Consider the following 17,331-nt stretch of genomic DNA (forward strand, 5'->3'; position numbering starts at 1 on the left):
GCTCGGGTGACAGGACATGCGCCGCCGACTGATCCAGTCCACGCTCGCCGTGGTACTCGTCGTGATCGCCGTCTTCGGCGTCTCCCTCGTCATCGTCGAGACCCGGACCATCAGCAACAGCGCCCAGGAACGGGTGGAGTCCGAGGCGGTGCGGCTGGCCAGCATCGTCGACAGCAGGCTCTTCGGGGCGCAGCAGGTCGACGCCGAGGTGCTGCGCGACCAGGTCACGCAGGACCGCTACTACGCCATGATCCGGATCCCCGGGGAGGCGCCGATCGAGGTCGGCACCAAGCCGGCCGGTGACGTCATCAGCGCGACCGCCCCCGGCGAGGAGGGCGAGACCGTCACCGTCCAGGAGCCGCGCTCCTCGGTGACCCGCGAGGTCGGCCGGACACTGCTGATCATCGGGCTGGTCGCGCTGCTGGCGGTGGTGGCCGCGGTGCTGCTGGCCGTGCGCCAGGCGAACCGGCTCGCCTCGCCGCTGACCGACCTCGCGGAGACGGCCGAGCGGCTCGGCTCGGGCGATCCGCGCCCGCGGCACAAGCGGTACGGGGTGCCCGAGCTGGACCGGGTGGCGGACGTGCTGGACGGCTCCGCCGAGCGCATCGCGCGCATGCTGACCGCCGAACGGCGGCTGGCCGCGGACGCCTCCCACCAGCTGCGGACGCCGCTGACGGCGCTGTCCATGCGGCTGGAGGAGATCACCCTCACCGACGACCCGGACACGGTGAAGGAGGAGGCGACGATCGCGCTGACCCAGGTCGAGCGGCTCACGGACGTCGTGGAACGGCTGCTGACCAACTCCCGCGATCCGCGCACCGGCTCCGCCGTCACCTTCGACCTCGACGAGGTCATCCAGCAGCAGCTCGCCGAGTGGCGGCCGGCGTACCGCAGCGCGGGCCGGGCGATCGTCAGCTCCGGCAAACGGCATCTCCAGGCCGTTGGCACGCCCGGCGCGGTCGCGCAGGTCCTGGCCGCGCTGATCGAGAACTCCCTCATGCACGGCGGCGGCACGGTGGCTCTGCGCACCCGCGTCATCGGCAACCAGGCCGTCATCGAGGTCACGGACGAGGGCCCCGGTGTTCCCGCCGACCTGGGCGCGCGCATCTTCGAACGCGCGATCAGCGGCCGCAACTCCACGGGCATCGGCCTGGCGGTGGCCCGCGACCTCGCGGAAGCCGACGGCGGCCGCCTGGAGATGCTCCAGACCAAGCCCCCGGTCTTCGGCCTGTTCCTGTCCCGCACGCCGCTCCAGAAATCTCTCGAAGGCGAGGACGAGCCGATGGTCCGCTAGGGCCTGTCGTTCGAGTCAGGCCGCCGGGGAATCGGCCGCCCACCCGACCGGGACGGGGCGCGCGAGGGACCCGCCGGACACCGCACCAGGAGAAGGCACCCGCTGCTCAGCCCGCGCCCTGCCGGGCCTTCTCCCTCTTCAGCGCCGGCTCCGCGTCCGCCACCGCGCCCTGGACGGGCAGGGCGCGGAACACCCACGAGCGGTACGACCAGAAGCGGAACAGGGTCGCGATGCCGATGCCGAGGAACTTGAAGATGTTGTTCTGCAGCGGGGTGTCCCAGCCGAAGCCGTACGTGGCCGCGTACAGCACGCCGTTCTCGATGACCAGGCCGATCGCGCTGAACAGCAGGAACAAGGTCATCTCACGGGTACGGCGGGTCTTGTCGCGGTCGCGGTACGTGAAGTAGCGGAAGCCGACGTAGTTGAAGACGATCGCCACGACGGTCGCGATGACGCTCGCGCGGACCACCTGGAGGTCGGTGACGTGCCGCACCAGGTTGAACACGAGCAGGTTGACCAGCACCCCGGCACCGCCCACCGCGCCGAACTTGGCGACTTCGCGGACGAGCCGTCGGAGCCCGGAGGCACCATGTCCCATGGCCATGCAGGCCCCCGTCCGAGTCGGCGTCAACCCAGCCATGCTAACCACCCTCCCCCGTGATCTTCCTGTGGACGCCGGTGGACGGCCGGAGATGGTCCGGGCAGGGCAAGGGAGGGACGGGAACCGGCCACCCTGGCGCGGCCGATACCCTGGGGGAGTGACGTTCCCGGTAGTCGGCATGGTCGGCGGGGGCCAGCTCGCTCGTATGACACACGAGGCAGGCATCCCGCTCGGCATCAGGTTCAAGCTTCTCAGTGACACCCCGCAGGACTCCGCTGCGCAGGTCGTGAGCGATGTCGTCGTCGGCGACTATCGCGATCTCGACACGCTGCGCGAGTTCGCCCGAGGGTGCGATGTGATCACCTTCGATCACGAACACGTACCCACCGAGCACCTCAGGGCTCTGGAGGCGGACGGCATCCCCGTGCGCCCCGGCCCCGACGCGCTCGTGCACGCCCAGGACAAGGGGGTGATGCGCGCGAAGCTCGACGCGATCGGCGTGCCCTGCCCGAGGCACCGGATCGTCTCCGATCCGCAGGACGTGGCCGCCTTCGCGGCGGAGGGCGACGGCTTCCCCGTCGTCCTCAAGACCGTCCGCGGCGGTTACGACGGCAAGGGCGTGTGGGTCGTCGGCTCCGTCGAGGAGGCCGCCGACCCGTTCAAGGCCGGTGTCCCGGTGCTCGCCGAGGAGAAGGTCGACTTCGTCCGCGAGCTCGCCGCGAACGTGGTCCGCTCCCCGCACGGCCAGGCCGTCGCCTACCCGGTCGTGGAGTCCCGTCAGGTCAACGGCGTCTGCGACACGGTCATCGCCCCGGCGCCCGACCTCGACGAGGGCCTCGCCCTGCGGGCCGAGGAGATGGCGCTGAACATCGCCAAGGAACTGGGCGTCGTCGGCCACCTCGCCGTCGAGCTGTTCCAGACCCGCGACGGCCGCATCCTGGTCAACGAACTCGCCATGCGCCCGCACAACTCCGGCCACTGGTCGATGGACGGCGCGGTCACCAGCCAGTTCGCCAACCACGTCCGCGCGGTCCTGGACCTGCCCCTCGGTGACCCGCGCCCCCGGGCCAAGTGGACGGTCATGGTCAACGTCCTCGGCGGCGACTACCCGGACATGTACTCCGCGTACCTGCACTGCATGGCCCGCGACCCCCAGCTCAAGATCCACATGTACGGCAAGGACGTGAAGCACGGCCGCAAGGTCGGTCACGTCAACACCTACGGCGACGACCTGGACGACGTGCTGGAGCGCGCCCGTCACGCTGCCGGCTACCTGAGAGGCACCATCACCGAATGAGCCCTGTTGTTGGCATCGTCATGGGGTCGGACTCCGACTGGCCCGTCATGGAGGCCGCCGCCGAGGCCCTCGACGAGTTCGAGATCGCCTACGAGGTGGACGTCGTCTCCGCGCACCGCATGCCGCGCGAGATGGTCGCCTACGGCGAGCAGGCCGACGCCCGCGGGCTCAAGGTGATCATCGCCGGGGCGGGCGGCGCCGCCCACCTGCCCGGCATGCTCGCCTCCGTCACCCCGCTGCCGGTCATCGGCGTGCCTGTCCCGCTGAAGTACCTCGACGGCATGGACAGCCTCCTGTCGATCGTGCAGATGCCGGCCGGCGTCCCGGTCGCCACGGTCTCGGTCGCCGGTGCCCGCAACGCCGGTCTGCTGGCGGCCCGCATCCTCGCCGCGCACGACGAGGAACTGCGCGGCCGCATGCGCGACTTCCAGCAGGAGCTGAACGACCAGGCCACCGAGAAGGGCAAGCGCCTGCGGGCCAAGGTCGAGGGCTCGGGTGGCTTCGGCTTCGGCGCGGGGAAGTGACGATGACCTCCCTGGAGGCGGCCCGGGAACTCCTGAGCGAGTTCCCGGTCGCCGACGGGCACAACGACCTGCCCTGGGCGCTGCGCGAGCAGGTCCGCTACGACCTCGACGCCCGTGACATCGGCGCCGACCAGGCCGCCCATCTGCACACCGACATCCCGCGGCTGCGCGCGGGCGGGGTCGGCGCGCAGTACTGGTCGGTGTACGTGCGCACGGACTCGCGCGACCCGGTCGCGGCGACACTGGAACAGATCGACTGCGTACGGCAGTTGCTGGCCCGCCACCCGGAGGATCTGCGCCCCGCGCTCACCGCCGCCGACATGGAGGCCGCGCGCGCAGAGGGCCGAATCGCCTCCCTCATGGGCGCGGAGGGCGGCCACTCCATCGCCAACTCCCTGGGCACCCTGCGCGGCCTGTACGGGCTGGGTGTGCGCTACCTGACGCTCACCCACAACGACAACGTCGACTGGGCGGACTCCGCGACCGACGAACCGAGGGCCGGCGGTCTCACCGCGTTCGGCCGCGAGGTCGTACGGGAGATGAACCGGCTCGGCATGCTCGTCGACCTCTCCCACGTCGCGGCGACGACGATGCGGGACGCGCTCGACACGAGCTCCGCCCCGGTGATCTTCTCCCACTCCTCCTCGCGGACCGTCTGCGACCATCCGCGCAACATCCCGGACGACGTCCTGGAGCGGTTGCCCGCCAACGGGGGCGTCGCGATGGTGACGTTCGTGCCGAAGTTCGTGCTCCGGGCGGCCGTCGACTGGACCGCCGCGGCCGACGAGAACATGCGTGCCCACGGCTTCCACCACCTCGACACGACCGCTGAGGCCATGAAGGTCCACCGCGCCTTCGAGGAACGGCACCCGCGCCCGGTCGCCACGGTGTCCACGGTCGCCGACCACCTCGACCACATGCGCGAGGCCGCCGGCATCGACCACCTCGGCATCGGCGGCGACTACGACGGCACGGCCTTCACCCCCGACGGGCTCAGCGACGTCTCCGGCTACCCGAACCTCCTCGCGGAACTGCTCGACCGAGGCTGGTCGAAGGCTGATCTGGCCAAGCTGACCTGGAAGAACGCGGTACGCGTCCTGGACGCGGCGGAGGACGTGGCCCGGGGGCTTCAGGCTTCGCGGTCGCCGTCCAACGCCACGATCGGGTCGTTCGACGGCTGAGTGCTTCGCAGCGACTTCGATCCCGCCTCGATGTCGCTGTGAGTGTCGTCCCGCGCGGAGAGGAACAGCACGGCGCCTCGACGCAGGCAGCCCTGAGCGCGGCAAAGGTCTCGAAGCCGTCCCCGCCAGGGAGAACCGTGTCCCGGACTGCGAGTTCGGGGCGGACCGGGTCGGCGAGCGGGACCGTGTTCCGGCCGCGGTTCGCCGCGTAGATCCAGCGGACCCGAACAGAACATGACATCCACATGCCCTGACTCGAACCCGGGGCACTGCCCCGTCCCGGACGCCCCGTACTTCCGTACCCCGAACGCCCCGCCCACCAGGAACCCCCCTCTGCTCCGTGCGACGGTGACCGTACTGCACGCCGACCGTACGGAGCCGCCATGCGAGACCTCCAGGACGACCTGCGTCCCACCCCCGAGGCCGGCGAACTCGACGATCTGGCTGAGCCGTACCCGGACGAGGTCATGGTCACGGCGGGGCCCTGCGAACCGGTCTCGGACCCGGACCAAGCGCCCGTGATCCGGGCCCACGCCATCCTCGCCGCGCACCCCGTGGCCGACGGCTACAACGGGCTGCCCTGGCACTCGAGCGCCTGTCCTGGTACGAGCTGGAACTCGGCGAGAGCACCGTCGACACGGACGTGCCCCGCCTGCGCCGCGGGCACGTGGGCGCACTGTTCTGGTCACTGCACCTGCCTGAGGGCCTCGCCGGCGACCGGGCCGTCGGCGCCACCATCGAGCAACTGGACCGGGCGAAGGCCCTCGCCCTGGCCTGTGACGAGGGCCTGCGGCTGGCCTGCACGGCCGGGCAGACCGCGGACGCCCGCGCCTGCGGCCGGGTCGCCGTGCTGCTCGGCCCCGCCGCGGCCCCCGCCATCGGCGACTCGCTGGGCATCCTGCGTCAACTGCACGCACTGGGACTGCGCGTACTGACGCTGACCGGGGTGTCCTGGGCGAGCGACGCGGGGCTGACCCGGTTCGGCGAGGAGGTCGTGCGCGAGATGAACCGGCTGGGCATGGTCGCCGATCTCTCCGGGGCCTCCGCCCGGACGATCCGCCGCGTCCTGGCCCTCTCCCGGGCGCCCGTGCTGTGCAGCCGCTCCGCCGCCCGCGCCGTCCGCCCCCACCCGGCCAACCTCCCCGACGACCTGCTGCGGGAACTGGGGGCCGCCAAGGGCCTGTGCCTGGTGCCGCTGACCGCCGAGCAGACCGGGGCCACCGTCCGCGACGTCGCCGACCATCTCGACCACATCCGGGCCGTCGCCGGCGCGCAGAGTCTCGGCCTGTCCGGTACGTACGACTCCGGCTCGGCCCACCCGCGGGAACTCGGCGACACCTCCTGCTATCCGCGGCTGATCGCGGAGCTGCTGCGGCGCGGCTGGGAGGAGGCCGACGTGGCGTTGCTGACCTGGGGCAACGTCCAGCGCGTCCTGCGCGGCGCCGACTTCACCGCCCGCGCCGCCCAGCAGCGGCGCGAGCCGTCGACGGCGACGATCGCCGAGCTGGACGGGTGAGCGGCCGGTCGCCTAGGTGTGCTCTATGCGGCAGAGGCAGAACGGATGCCCGACCGGATCGGCGTACACCCGGAAGTCCTTCTTCTCGTAGTCCTCCCGGTGCAGCACCCGCGCCCCCAGCGTGAGCACCCGTGCCTCGGCCGCGTCGACCTCCTCCCAGGTGGACCCCGCGTCGAAGTCGAGGTGGAACTGCTGTGCGTTGCGGTCGGCCCGCGGCCACTCCGGCGGCGTGTACCCGGGTGACCGCTGGAAGGCGAGCCGCGGCCCGTCGGGGATCCGCAGCACCACCCAGTCCGGGTCGTCCTCCTCGGGCGTGCCGCCTCCGACCGCCGCGTAGAAGCGGGCCAGCGCGCGCGGATCGGGGCAGTCCACGACGACGGAACGGAAACGTGCCACAACAGGCATGGAGCCTCCCGGTGTCAGCAGGCGCAGAGGCAGAACGGGTGCCCCGCCGGATCCGCGTAAACCCGGAAGCTCCGCGTCCGGTCCTCGGCGTCCAGCGGCTTCGCGCCGAGCGCCAGCACGCCCTTCTCGGCCGCGTCCAGGTCCTCCACGTCCAAGTCGAGGTGGAACTGCTGCGAGTGCTCGGGCGAGGGCCACTGCGGCGGTACGTATCCCGGGGCGGTCTGGAACGCCAGCGCCGGTCCGCCCGGCACCTTCAGGTCGACCCACTCGTCCTCGCCGTCGGTCTCCACCGTCGGCGTGCCACCGAGCACCTCGGCGTAGAAGCCCGCCAGTGCGCGCGGGTCGGGACAGTCCAGGACGACGACACCCAGCTTGGCGAGAGCCATGACTTCCTCCTTGAAGTGGCTGTGGGCTTCATGCTGGTTGCTTCATGCTGGTTACCTTCATGGTGCGGGTAACCGGTAACCGTTACCGCATGCTCCCGCATTGGCGGTAACGTCGCAAGGGAAACGCGAGAGGTACGGTCCAGCCATGACGGAGAGATCGCCCGCGCCCGGCGGCCTGGCCCTGGTCGAGGCCCTGGTGAACACGCTCGACATCGAGTCGGGCGCGGACGCGCTGGACACGCTTGAGGGCCGGGCGCGCTTCGGCATCGGACCGGGGGAGACGGACGGGGCCCGTGCCCTGCGGGAGTCCCTGCGCGCGACCCTCCTCGCCCACGCGGGCCACCCGCCGCACCGCCGGGTGCCTCCGCTCGGCGACCTCCTGGCCGCGGCCCCCCTGGTCGTCACGGTCGACGCGGCGGACGGCTCGGCCGCCCTGACCCCCGCCGGCGACCATTCCCTCCACGCCCGCGTGGCAGCCGCCGTCGCCGAGTCCTTGATCACCGGCACCTGGACCCGTCTCAAGGCCTGCGAGGCCCCCGACTGCCACTGGGCCTACTACGACCGCAGCCCGGCCGGCCGCGGCCGCTGGTGCTCGATGCGGGTGTGCGGGGCCAGGGCGAAGATGCGCAGGTACCGGGCCAAGGAGGTGTAGCACCCCGAGCCCGGCCCCGTGGTGCGGAATGCACCAAGACGCCGGTCCGGCCGACTGAGCCTCGGCCGAACCGGCGTCACCCGTCTCGGCGTCGCGCGCTCAGGCCTTCGGGCGGCCCATCGCCCGGTACGTCCAGCCGGCCTTGCGCCAGCGCTCCGGGTCGAGGGCGTTGCGGCCGTCGAGGACGACCCGGGCCGCGGCGACCTCGCCGAGGGCCTCCTCGTCCAGTTCGCGGAACTCCCGCCACTCCGTCAGATGCAGCACGATGTCGGCGCCCCGCACGGCCTCCAGCGCCGACTCCGCGTAGCCGAGGGTCGGGAAGATCCGGCGGGCGTTGTCCATGCCCTTGGGGTCGTAGATCGTGACCTGCCCGCCCTGGAGGTGGATCTGCCCGGCGACGTTCAGCGCGGGGGAGTCCCGGACGTCGTCCGAGTCGGGCTTGAAGGTCGCGCCCAGCACCGCCACCCGCTTGCCGAGGAACGGCCCGCCGCCCAGCGCCTCCCGGGCCAGCTCGACCATCTGCCCACGCTGGCGCATGTTGATGGAGTCGATCTCCCGCAGGAACGTCAGCGCCTGGTCCGCGCCCAGCTCACCGGCGCGCGCCATGAACGCCCGGATGTCCTTCGGCAGACAGCCACCGCCGAAGCCGATCCCGGCCCGCAGGAACTTCTTGCCGATGCGGTCGTCGTAGCCGATCGCCTCGGCGAGCTTGGCGACGTCACCGCCGGCGGCCTCGCACACCTCCGCCATGGCGTTGATGAACGAGATCTTCGTCGCGAGGAAGGAGTTCGCGGAGGTCTTCACCAGCTCGGACGTCGGGAAGTCGGTCACCACGAACGGCGAGCCCTCGGCGATCGGCGTCGCGTACACGTCCCGCAGCAGCTTCTCGGCCCGTTCGCTGCGCACGCCCACCACGATCCGGTCGGGGTGCAGCGTGTCGTCGACCGCGAAGCCCTCACGCAGGAACTCCGGGTTCCAGGCCAGCTCGGCGTCCTCCCCGGCGGGCGCGTGCGCGGCCAGGTAGGTGGCGAGGCGGTCCGCGGACCCGACGGGCACGGTCGACTTGCCGACCACCAGGGCCGGACCGTGCAGATGCGGGGCGAGCGAGGCCATCGCCGAGTCCACGTAGGACATGTCGCAGGCGTACTCGCCGTGCCGCTGCGGTGTGTTCACACAGACGAAGTGCACGTCACCGAACGCGCCGATCTCGGCCCAGTCCTGGGTGAAGCGCAGCCGCCCGCTGGAGCCCTCGATGCCCGCGACATGCCGCCGCAGGAGGTCATCCAACCCCGGCTCGTACATCGGGGCCTCGGCGCGCTCCAGCTTCTCGATCTTCTCGCGCACGATGTCGAGGGCGAGCACCTCGAAGCCCAGCTCGGCCATGGCCGCCGCATGTGTCGCACCGAGATAACCGGTGCCGATCACGGTGATCTTCAGGGCCATGGATGCTCCAGGGGTCTGCGGCATGTCGTGCGCGCCCGAGCATAGCCGGGGCATGACGGCACGCTTCACAGGGCAACTTCTCCGCTGTCGCCTACCTCACGTATCCACTCGCCTGGGCGACCCCATAAACTTTTGATTACTTAACGGTAGTTAGCGTCAGCATCGCAGCGTTTTGGAGCGTGAGAGACCTTGGCCGGATCGGCTGACTTCGACCTGTACCGCCCGTCCGAGGAGCACGACATGCTCCGTGACGCCGTCCGCTCCCTGGCCGAGGCGAAGATCGCGCCCCACGCCGCCGCGGTGGACGAAGAGGCCCGCTTCCCGCGCGAGGCGCTCCAGGCGCTGGTGGCGAACGACCTGCACGCCGTGCACGTCCCCGAGGAGTACGGCGGCGCGGGCGCCGACGCGCTGGCCACCGTCATCGTGATCGAGGAGGTCGCGCGTGTCTGCGCCTCGTCCTCCCTCATCCCGGCCGTCAACAAGCTCGGCTCCCTTCCGGTGATCCTCTCCGGATCCGAGGAGCTGAAGAAGAAGTACATGACCCCGCTCGCCAAGGGCGACGGCATGTTCTCCTACTGCCTCTCCGAGCCGGACGCCGGCTCCGACGCCGCCGGCATGAAGACCAAGGCCGTCCGCGACGGCGACCACTACGTCCTCAACGGCGTGAAGCGCTGGATCACCAACGCCGGTGAGTCCGAGTACTACACGGTGATGGCGGTCACCGACCCGGAGAAGCGCTCCAAGGGCATCTCCGCGTTCGTCGTCGAGAAGTCCGACGAGGGCGTCTCCTTCGGCGCCCCGGAGAAGAAGCTCGGCATCAAGGGCTCCCCGACCCGCGAGGTCTACCTCGACAACGTCCGCATCCCCGCCGACCGCATGATCGGCGAGGAGGGCACCGGCTTCGCCACGGCGATGAAGACCCTCGACCACACCCGCATCACCATCGCCGCCCAGGCCCTCGGCATCGCCCAGGGCGCCCTCGACTACGCCAAGGGCTACGTCAAGGAGCGCAAGCAGTTCGGCAAGCCCATCGCGGACTTCCAGGGCATCCAGTTCATGCTCGCCGACATGGCCATGAAGATCTCCGCAGCCCGTGCCCTGACGTACCAGGCCGCCGCCGCCTCCCAGCGCGTCGACGCCGACCTCACCTACCAGGGGGCCGCCGCCAAGTGCTTCGCCTCGGACGTGGCGATGGAGGTCACCACGGACGCCGTTCAGCTCCTCGGCGGCTACGGCTACACGCGGGACTACCCGGTGGAGCGCATGATGCGTGACGCCAAGATCACGCAGATATACGAGGGCACGAACCAGGTCCAGCGGATCGTCATGGCCCGCAACCTGCCGTAACCGGTCTCGCCGGCCGGAGCCTTCGGCCTCGCGCGACACCGCGGTCCCCGGCTCCCGCCGGGGGCCGCGCTCGTTCCACGGGCGGCTGCCGACGGCCCGGCCATGCCCTCACAGGAAGCGGCGGATCGGGGTGACCGCGGCCTCGGTGAGGCGCTGGGGCAGGGGGCGCCGCTTCCAGCGGGAGGGATCGATCGGCTCGCTCAGCTTCCGGTCGGCCTCGAAATCCGCGTCGAGCGCCGCGGTGAAGTCCTCGTCGAGGACGGCCAGGACGACCTCCTCGTCGTGCTCCATCGAGCGGCGGTTGAAGTTGGTGGAGCCGATGAGGGAGCACACCCCGTCCACGGTGATGATCTTCGTGTGGAGCATGGTCGGCTGGTACTCCCGCACCTCCACCCCGGCGTCGACGAGGCTCTGATAATGCTGCCGCCCGGCCAGCAGGCACGCCCGCTGGTCGGTGTGCGGCCCGGGCAGCAGGATCTCGACCCGGACCCCGCGGCGGGCCGCGGCGGCGAGGAGGCCGATGAAGTAGGTGTCGGGCGCGAAGTAGGCCGTGGCCAGCCGCAGGCGCTCCTGCGCCGAGCGGATCACCACCCGCAGGACCGTCTGCATGTCCTGCCAGCCGAAGCCCGCCGAGCCCCGCACGACCTGGACCGTGGCCCGGCCCGGCTGGTCCTGCGCGATGAAGCGGTCATGGTCGTCGTAGAGGTCGTCGTGGCACTCGGCCCAGTTCTGGGCGAAGGCCGCGGCGATGCCGTCCACTGCGGGTCCGCGGACCCGCACGTGGGTGTCGCGCCACTCGTCCGGGTTCCGGGCGTCGCCGCACCACTCCTGCGCTATGCCGACGCCCCCGGTGAAGGCGGTGTGCTCGTCCGTGACCAGCACCTTGCGGTGACAGCGGTGGTTCTGCCGCATCGGCGACAAGCGCGTGGGCTTGCGGAACCAGGCCACCTGGACACCCGCATCGTCCATGGCGTCCAGCAGGTCCGGCTCGATCTCCTTGGCCCCGAAGCCGTCCAGCAGCAACCGCACCCGTACGCCGGCGCGTGCCCGCTCGGCCAGGGCGGCGGCGAATTCGTGCGCGATCTCGCCGCGCCAGTACACGAACGTCATCATGTCGACGGTGTGTTCCGCGGCGCGGATGGCGGCCAGCATGGCGGGGAAGATCTCGTCGCCGTTGCGCAGCGCCACGAGTTCGTTGCCCTCGGTCGCGGCGATGCCGATCAGCCGCTCCAGCCGCCTGCGCAGCCGCTGCTTCCGCGCCTCCGGTTCTGTCTGCCCCGGCCCCCGCCGTTCGTCGTACGTCTGCTGTGTCACGTGTGGTCTCCCCTGCCACGGGCTGCTCGCCGCCCCCACCTGCGCGGCACCGGGCGCCCCGGGGACGCGCCTGCACACCCTCTTTGCCGCTGTCGGCGTTTTCACGCAGACCCGGGTGAGGCGTGCCTCACGTGTGGAGAGCGCCGCACCGGCGACCGCACACGGGCGGGCGTCCTGTGGTGCTCATGGGGTGAGAGGCGTAGGACGGAGGGGCGGGCGCCGATCCGCGGCTCCCGTCGTCCCCCGGGAGGAAGTCATGACACAGCAGCCCGCCACCGCGACCCCGCTGAGCAAGGAGACGCAGGACTGCGTCCAGGCGTGCATGGCCTGCCACAGCGTGTGCGAGGAGACCATGAGCTCCTGCCTGCAGATGGGCGGCCCGGCCCAGATGCAGATCATGAGTGCCGTCATGGACTGCGCCGAGATGACCCGCATGTGCGCCGACATGATGATGCGCCGCTCGCCCCTCGCGGCCGAGATGTGCGCGATGTGCGCCCGCGCCTGTGACATGTGCGCCGAGGCGTGTATGTCCATGCCGGACGACGAGCAGATGATGCGCTGCGCCGAGGCGTGTCGCCGCTGCGCGGACATGTGCCGCTCGATGTCGGCCGCCACGATGTGAGACCGCCTCACGGCGAAAGGGGGCACCCGCCCGGGTGCCCCCTTCCTTCCTGCCGCTTGTGCTCAGTTGCCCGAGACGGTGACCTTCTCGTCGTTCTTCAGCTGGTTCACCAGCGTCTTCACCTTCGCGGTGTCCCACTGCAGGTTGCCGTTCGCGGAGCTGCCCGCGATCGGCATGTTCATCGACTTGCCCTCACCGCCACTGACGCCCTTCATCGCCCAGAACATCGACGCCAGGTCGAACAGGCCCATGTCCTTGTCGACCACCAGGGAGTCCAGGCCCGCGCCCATGGTCGGGTACAGCTTGAACGGGTTGAGGACCGTGCTCGGCGTGGCGACCTGGTTGGCCAGGGCCGAGAGGAACTTCTGCTGGTTCTTCGTACGGTCCAGGTCGGAGCCCCGGAGGGCATAGCGCGTGCGGACGAAGGCGAGGGCCTGCTCGCCGTTGAGCGTCTGCTTGCCCTTCTTGAGGTCGGCACCCGACTTGGTGTCCTTGATGTCCTGCGGGATGTCCATCTCGACCCCGCCGACCGCGTCCACGATGCTCGCGAAGCCGCCGAAGCCGATCTCCACGTAGTGGTCGATGTGCAGGCCCGTGTTGGCCTCGACGGTACGGACCAGCAGCTCCGGGCCGTCCTCCGCGTACGCCGCGTTCAGCTTCACCTGGCGGCCCGTGGCCGGGTAGAACTTGCCGGAGTCGGAGCCCTTGAAGGACGGGATCGTGACGTTCGAGTCACGGGGCAGCGAGATCAGCGTCGGGCCGTTGCCGCCGGTGTGCAGGATCATCATCGAGTCCGTGCGCTTGCCCTCGGCGGACCCGGTGTGCAGCTTCTTCTTCTCCTCGGCCGACATGCCCGCGCGGCTGTCGGAGCCGACGATCAGGTAGTTGGTGCCCTCGCCCGCCTCCGGCCGCTCGATGACCTTCGACAGGTCGACGTCGCGGTTGAGCTTGGAGTCGGCCCAGAAGTACGTGGCGACACTCGTCACCACCAGCACCGTCACCACGGTGATCGTCGTCACCTTGATACGGCGGCGCCAGTTCGGCGCGGGGCGCGGCTCGTACCCTCCGTCGCCCGGACCGCCCGGACCGCCCGGACCGCCCGGGCCTCTGCCGCCGGGGGAGCCGTAGACCTGGCCGGTGTTGTATCCGCTGTCGTAACGGTCGGCGGGACCGTGGCCGCCGCCGTCGACGTACGACGGCTGCTGCGGCACTCCGCCCTGGTACGGCGGGGCGCCTCCGTAGCCGGCCGGCCCGGGCGACGCCGCCGGGCCGCGGCGGACCTGCCGCATGACGCGGGCGCTCTCGGGCTGGGCGCTCGAGCTTCCGCGTCCGTAGCGGTTGCCGCGGTTGTCGTCGGACCGTCCCTCGGGCCAAGTGTTCATGCGCCCCAGTGTGCAGGTCACCGCAGTGGGCCATACAAGAGTCGTCGGAAAATCAGAGCACGGCTGTGGCGAAGCTGACACAAAAACCCCTCATACCGCCTCGGCATAAGGTAGGGGCCATGACAGACCAGGCGCCGGCTGCGGATTCCGGCACTCCGGAGATCCCGGGCAAGCCGACTTCGGCCTCCCGCACCACCCTCAGCCACATCATGACCCACAACGACACGAACCTTCTGGGGACGGTGCACGGCGGGGTGATCATGAAGCTGGTCGACGACGCGGCGGGGGCCGTCGCCGGGCGCCACTCCGGCGGGCCGGCGGTGACGGCGTCGATGGACGAGATGGCGTTCCTGGAGCCTGTCCGCGTCGGTGACCTGGTCCACGTGAAGGCACAGGTCAACTGGACCGGCCGGACCTCGATGGAGGTCGGTGTCCGGGTCCTGGCCGAGCGCTGGAACGAGTCCGCCCCGCCCACCCAGGTCGGATCGGCCTACCTCGTCTTCGCCGCCGTCGACGCCGACGGCAAGCCCCGCCGGGTCCCGCCGGTCCTCCCGGAGACCGAGCGCGACAAGCGCCGCTACCAGGAGGCCCAGATCCGCCGCACCCACCGCCTGGCCCGCCGCCGGGCGATCATGGAACTCCGGGAGAAGCGGGCGGCGGAGGGGTTCGAGGACTGACGCGCGCCTACGAGCACGCCACCTCGTCCCCCCGCACCACCCCGAACTCGCCCTGCCCCGGGTCCTCGGCCCGCACCTTCCGCACGCGTTCGAAGTCCGTGCCCGCGATCACCTTCAGCGTCGGGCCCAGGCCCTTGACCGCGCGGAGTTCGCTGCCCGGCAGGGCGGCCGCGAGGGATTTGGCCGAGCGGTCCCAGCGGGGGTCGTGGGCGACGATCGTGCGCTTCACATCGCGGTCGGCGGCGTTCACCGGGGCCTTGGTCGTGCGGAAGCCCGTCGAGGCCAGGGCCGCGTCCATCCGGTGCCCGAGGCCGGGGGTGCGGGTGCCGTTCTCCACCTGGACGCGGATCTGCTGCGGGGCGACCGGGACGATCCGGGCCGTGCCGTGCGGCCGGTTCGCGGACAGCGGCTGGTCCTGGCGCAGGGCGTGGAAGAGGCGCTCGGCCTTCACGGGGTCCCACTTCAGGGTCGAGCCGACACCCTTCACGGCGTAGCCCATCCGCCCGATGGGGACGGTCGTGAACTCGGACGAGGAGGGGGAGAAGTTACGCATGGCCCGCCCCAGGTCCAGCATTTCCTCCGTGCCGAAGCCCTTGTCGACCCGCACCGAGCCGAGCACCGCCCGGGTCACGTCCCGGAACTTCATCGGGTTGAGGAGGAGCCCGGAGGACGTGATGCGCTCCACGAGCGCCGCCATGAACCGCTGCTGCCGTTTCATGCGGCTCAGATCGGACGAGCCGTCCACATGGCGGGCGCGTACGTACTGAAGCGCCTGCCCGCCGGCGAGCGTGTGCCGGCCCGCCGGCAGGTCCAGGCCGGTGTAGCTGTCCTTCAGGGGGTCCGCGGTGCAGATCCGCACGCCGCCGACCACGTCCACGGTCTTCATGAAGCTGGTGAAGTCGACCTCCAGGTAGTGGTCGATCTTCACCTTGGTCATGCTCTCGACGGTGCGCACGGTCAACTGCGGACCGCCCTCGGCGTACGCGGCGTTCAGCTTGACGGGGTGCCCGTGGTGCCGCCTGCCCGACGTACGGTCGACGTGCGCCGGCGTCACGGCGTACGAGTCGCGCGGCAGGCTCACCACGCTCGCCCGCTTCCGGTCCTGGGAGATGTGCACGATCATCATCGTGTCGGTGCAGTGGCAGGGGGCACCGCCCAGCCGGTACTTCCGCCGCTCCTCCTTGCTGATCTTCTCGCGGCCGTCGGTGCCGACCAGCAGGACGTTCATACCGTGGCCCGCCTGCGGCCGGTTCTTCATGTCCTTGAAGGGGTCGACCCGGGCGATGTCCGCGTCCAGGCTGGTCATCACCGCGTGCCCGATCCCGGCGGAGGCGAGGACCACCACGGACAGCGTGGTGACGGCACGCACGCCCCACTGCGGCTTCCGGCGCCGGGCGGGTGGTGCGGGCCGGCGCGGAGCACGGGGGTGGGGGGAGGGCTGCTGCGGTCGGCGTTGCGAGGCGGCGGTGGACCGAGGGGATCGCGGCGGCGTGGGCATGGGGACACCTCCGGACGACGGCCGTACGTGGGATCCGTGAAACCGTAGGCCGATACGATCTGCGGCCCGCGGTACCGCCCCGGTGGCGCGCACCGGTGTCCCCCGTTCGCGGTAACGTGAGCCCCCTATGAACGCCAATCCCGACGTGCGGCTCCCCGCCGTTTCCGTGATCATGCCCGTCCTCAACGAGGAACGGCATCTGCGGGGAGCAGTCCAAGCGATCCTCGCGCAGGAGTACGCCGGCGAGATGGAGGTCGTGATCGCCCTCGGTCCGTCCACGGACCGCACGGACGAGATCGCCGCCGAGCTCGTGGCCGAAACCGCGTCTCTCACAAGCAAGCGTGTGCACACCGTTCCCAACCCCACGGGCCGTACGCCGGCCGCGCTGAACGCCGCGATCAACGCCTCCCGGCATCCGATCGTCGTCCGCGTCGACGGGCACGGGATGCTCTCGCCGAACTACATCGCCACCGCCGTACGGCTCCTGGAGGAGACCGGAGCACAGAACGTCGGCGGCATCATGCACGCCGAGGGCGAGAACGACTGGGAGCACGCCGTCGCCGCCGCGATGACCTCGAAGATCGGGGTCGGCAACGCCGCCTTCCACACGGGCGGGCAGGCGGGCCCCGCCGAGACCGTCTACCTGGGAGTGTTCCGGCGCGAGGCGCTGGAGCAGCAGGGCGGCTACAACGTGGAGTTCATCCGCGCCCAGGACTGGGAGCTGAACTTCCGGATCAGGGAGGCCGGGGGCCTCATCTGGTTCTCGCCCGAGCTCAAGGTGTCGTACCGGCCGCGGCCGAGCGTGAAGGCGCTCGCCAAGCAGTACAAGGACTACGGCCGGTGGCGGCACGTCGTCGCCCGCTACCACGAGGGCTCGATCAACCTGCGCTACCTCGCCCCGCCGACCGCCGTGTGCGCGATCGCGGCCGGGGCGGTGGTGGGCGCGCTGCTGACGCCGTGGGGCTTCGTGGTGCCCGGCGGTTATCTCGCGGCGATCCTGCTCGGCTCGGTGCCGGCGGGCAAGGGGCTGCCGCTGAAGGCGCGGCTGCAGATCCCCGTGGCGCTCGCCACGATGCACATGTCGTGGGGTTGGGGCTTCCTGACCAGTCCACGGTCGCTGGCGAAGAAGGTCATCGCCTCCCGGCGGCCGGCGGTCCGCGCGGACGCGGCCGCGAGCTGACCGGGCGCGATC

General features: G+C 71.0%; 16 protein-coding genes and 1 pseudogene. 10 read left to right on the forward strand and 7 right to left on the reverse strand.

Translation table 11 applies throughout. The features are described 5' to 3' along the window. The first annotated feature begins 16 nt into the window (after positions 1-16). Positions 17-1,294, forward strand: coding sequence for an ATP-binding protein (locus ACWD1U_RS27840; RefSeq protein ID WP_451111549.1), 1,278 nt, complete (start codon positions 17-19; stop codon positions 1,292-1,294). 106 nt (positions 1,295-1,400) lie between these two features. Here the strand turns inward: ACWD1U_RS27840 and ACWD1U_RS27845 are convergent, their stop codons facing one another. Then, entirely contained in the window at positions 1,401-1,892 is a 492-nt protein-coding gene (locus tag ACWD1U_RS27845) for a GtrA family protein (protein WP_451111633.1), read from the reverse strand. Between the two features lie 160 nt (positions 1,893-2,052). Here ACWD1U_RS27845 and ACWD1U_RS27850 point away from each other — a divergent pair, with 160 nt between their 5' ends. The 4 genes and pseudogenes from ACWD1U_RS27850 (at position 2,053) to ACWD1U_RS27865 (ending at position 6,413) form a co-directional block, all read left to right on the forward strand. Further along, a complete protein-coding gene (locus ACWD1U_RS27850; RefSeq protein WP_451111551.1) occupies positions 2,053-3,192 on the forward strand; it encodes a 5-(carboxyamino)imidazole ribonucleotide synthase in 1,140 nt (379 codons plus the stop codon). Then, the gene (gene purE, locus ACWD1U_RS27855; protein ID WP_451111552.1) at positions 3,189-3,716 is read left to right on the forward strand and encodes a 5-(carboxyamino)imidazole ribonucleotide mutase; all 528 of its coding nucleotides are present in this window, start codon (positions 3,189-3,191) and stop codon (positions 3,714-3,716) included. Before ACWD1U_RS27850 ends, purE begins: the two co-directional genes overlap by 4 nt. Before the next feature lie 2 nt (positions 3,717-3,718). Then, positions 3,719-4,897 (forward strand): dipeptidase, encoded by a 1,179-nt coding sequence (locus tag ACWD1U_RS27860; RefSeq protein ID WP_451111553.1) that lies wholly within the window; start codon positions 3,719-3,721, stop codon positions 4,895-4,897. A 383-nt stretch (positions 4,898-5,280) separates the two neighbouring features. Beyond that, positions 5,281-6,413 (forward strand): annotated as a pseudogene (locus ACWD1U_RS27865) (dipeptidase). A gap of 12 nt (positions 6,414-6,425) precedes the next feature. Here the strand turns inward: ACWD1U_RS27865 and ACWD1U_RS27870 are convergent. Both ACWD1U_RS27870 and ACWD1U_RS27875 read right to left on the reverse strand, forming a co-directional pair. Further along, complete coding sequence (locus ACWD1U_RS27870; RefSeq protein ID WP_451111555.1) at positions 6,426-6,818, reverse strand: VOC family protein; 393 nt, start codon at positions 6,816-6,818, stop codon at positions 6,426-6,428. 14 nt (positions 6,819-6,832) lie between these two features. Next, positions 6,833-7,204, reverse strand: coding sequence for a VOC family protein (locus tag ACWD1U_RS27875; protein WP_451111557.1), 372 nt, complete (start codon positions 7,202-7,204; stop codon positions 6,833-6,835). A 145-nt stretch (positions 7,205-7,349) separates the two neighbouring features. Here ACWD1U_RS27875 and ACWD1U_RS27880 point away from each other — a divergent pair, with 145 nt between their 5' ends. After that, positions 7,350-7,856 (forward strand): CGNR zinc finger domain-containing protein, encoded by a 507-nt coding sequence (locus ACWD1U_RS27880; protein ID WP_451111559.1) that lies wholly within the window; start codon positions 7,350-7,352, stop codon positions 7,854-7,856. Positions 7,857-7,955: 99 nt separating this feature from the next. Here the strand turns inward: ACWD1U_RS27880 and ACWD1U_RS27885 are convergent, their stop codons facing one another. Continuing rightward, positions 7,956-9,299, reverse strand: a complete 1,344-nt coding sequence (locus tag ACWD1U_RS27885; protein ID WP_451111561.1) for a UDP-glucose dehydrogenase family protein — start codon at positions 9,297-9,299, stop codon at positions 7,956-7,958. A gap of 189 nt (positions 9,300-9,488) precedes the next feature. On the opposite strand from ACWD1U_RS27885, the gene ACWD1U_RS27890 reads away from it, so the two are divergent. After that, positions 9,489-10,646 (forward strand): acyl-CoA dehydrogenase, encoded by a 1,158-nt coding sequence (locus ACWD1U_RS27890; protein WP_451111563.1) that lies wholly within the window; start codon positions 9,489-9,491, stop codon positions 10,644-10,646. Positions 10,647-10,754: 108 nt separating this feature from the next. Here ACWD1U_RS27890 and ACWD1U_RS27895 read toward each other — a convergent pair whose 3' ends face one another. Next, on the reverse strand, positions 10,755-11,960 hold the full coding sequence (locus ACWD1U_RS27895; protein ID WP_451111565.1) for a phospholipase D-like domain-containing protein: 1,206 nt from the start codon (positions 11,958-11,960) through the stop codon (positions 10,755-10,757). 256 nt (positions 11,961-12,216) lie between these two features. On the opposite strand from ACWD1U_RS27895, the gene ACWD1U_RS27900 reads away from it, so the two are divergent. Next, positions 12,217-12,582 (forward strand): four-helix bundle copper-binding protein, encoded by a 366-nt coding sequence (locus tag ACWD1U_RS27900; protein WP_451111567.1) that lies wholly within the window; start codon positions 12,217-12,219, stop codon positions 12,580-12,582. Positions 12,583-12,644: 62 nt separating this feature from the next. On the opposite strand, the gene ACWD1U_RS27905 is transcribed toward ACWD1U_RS27900, so the two are convergent. Then, complete coding sequence (locus tag ACWD1U_RS27905; RefSeq protein ID WP_451111568.1) at positions 12,645-13,964, reverse strand: LCP family protein; 1,320 nt, start codon at positions 13,962-13,964, stop codon at positions 12,645-12,647. Between the two features lie 119 nt (positions 13,965-14,083). On the opposite strand from ACWD1U_RS27905, the gene ACWD1U_RS27910 reads away from it, so the two are divergent. Further along, the gene (locus ACWD1U_RS27910) at positions 14,084-14,641 is read left to right on the forward strand and encodes an acyl-CoA thioesterase (RefSeq protein ID WP_451111570.1); all 558 of its coding nucleotides are present in this window, start codon (positions 14,084-14,086) and stop codon (positions 14,639-14,641) included. A 7-nt stretch (positions 14,642-14,648) separates the two neighbouring features. Here ACWD1U_RS27910 and ACWD1U_RS27915 read toward each other — a convergent pair whose 3' ends face one another. After that, a complete protein-coding gene (locus tag ACWD1U_RS27915; RefSeq protein WP_451111572.1) occupies positions 14,649-16,139 on the reverse strand; it encodes an LCP family protein in 1,491 nt (496 codons plus the stop codon). Between the two features lie 127 nt (positions 16,140-16,266). On the opposite strand from ACWD1U_RS27915, the gene ACWD1U_RS27920 reads away from it, so the two are divergent. Next, a complete protein-coding gene (locus tag ACWD1U_RS27920; RefSeq protein ID WP_451111574.1) occupies positions 16,267-17,319 on the forward strand; it encodes a glycosyltransferase family 2 protein in 1,053 nt (350 codons plus the stop codon). Positions 17,320-17,331: the final 12 nt, after the last annotated feature.

The organism is Streptomyces sp. NPDC002788, assembly GCF_053592115.1.